This window comes from Vibrio sp. 10N.261.52.A1 (genome assembly GCF_002876325.1).
Taxonomy (GTDB): domain Bacteria; phylum Pseudomonadota; class Gammaproteobacteria; order Enterobacterales; family Vibrionaceae; genus Vibrio; species Vibrio chagasii.
In genome coordinates this window covers 1-1,205 of record NZ_MCYD01000725.1, presented here as the reverse complement: position 1 = coordinate 1,205, position 1,205 = coordinate 1, and the positions used below count along the sequence as shown (strand labels likewise).

The window sequence follows — 1,205 nt, the reverse complement described above, 5'->3', positions numbered from 1 at the left end:
TTCTGAAGCGAACGTTGCATCTGGTTACCACGCGATTGAATTCCTACTTTGGGGTCAAGACCTAAACGGCACAAACGCAGGTGCTGGTCAGCGTGCTTACACTGACTTCGTTGTTGGTGCTGAGTGTACAAACGGTAACTGTGACCGTCGTGGCGCATACCTAAAAGCATCTGCTGAGCTACTAGTTCAAGATCTAGAGTGGATGGAAAAGCAGTGGGCTAAAGGCGAGAAAGGTAACTACCGTCAGGAGCTTCTTTCTGAATCAAGCGAAAACGGCCTACGTAAAATGCTATTCGGCATGGGTTCACTTTCTCTAGGTGAACTTGCTGGTGAGCGTATGAAGGTAGCTCTAGAAGCGAACTCTACTGAAGATGAGCACGATTGCTTCTCTGATAACACGCACAACTCTCACTACTACAACGAGCAAGGCATCTACAACGTTTACACGGGTCTATACAAGCGTGAAGACGGTACTCTACTTTCAGGTCCAAGCCTATTTGACCTAGTTGAGCAAAAAGATGAGCAAGCTGCGAAAGAGATTCAAAAGCAGTTTGACCTAGCACGTGCACAAGTAGGCCAGCTAGTAACATCGGCTGAGAAAAACAACCAGCACTTTGACCAGCTAATCGCTGCTGACAACGCTGCAGGTAATGCATTAGTAAACAAAACAATTGTTGCGCTAGTATCTCAAACAGCTGCAATTGAGCGTGCTGCTGGTGTGATTGGCATTGATAGCCTAAACCCAGACACGGCTGACCACGAGTTCTAAGAACCCGAGCCAGGAACAAATGTAAGGGCTCTGATTGAGCCCTTAATTGTTTGCTAAGAAAAAAGCCACTTCCTTATAAAAACTAAAATCAAAAATTCAGCAAGGCACTGTATGAAGTCGTATCTATCAGCCTCACTCTTAACTGCACTGTTTTTCTTATCTCCATTACACGCCCATGAAACCTACTCCGGTGGTAAAACGACCGTAAAGAAAGAGGGAGCAAATGCTTTTTCTCTTCCTGCTGCTAACTTGCCAATGAGCAAGCGCTTAGATTTCAGCGTTGGCAATAGCTTCTTTAGAAACCCGTGGGTACCCGCGCCATCATCAACTGACGCTCGTGATGGTTTAGGTCCGTTGTTTAACACGAACGGTTGTCAAAACTGTCACATCAAAGATGGGCGAGGTCACGCGCCAGAAAAAGGCGATGAGAACGCAG

At 46.4% G+C, this 1,205-nt stretch carries 2 protein-coding genes; both read left to right on the top strand.

All coding sequences use genetic code 11. The annotated features are described in order from the left end of the window. Positions 1 to 769: imelysin family protein (locus BCT81_RS14755; protein ID WP_277869814.1), on the top strand; the 769-nt coding region annotated here is incomplete at its 5' end. A gap of 111 nt (positions 770 to 880) precedes the next feature. Then, the coding region (locus tag BCT81_RS14750; RefSeq protein ID WP_277869813.1) for a di-heme oxidoredictase family protein at positions 881 to 1,205 on the top strand (325 nt) is incomplete at its 3' end.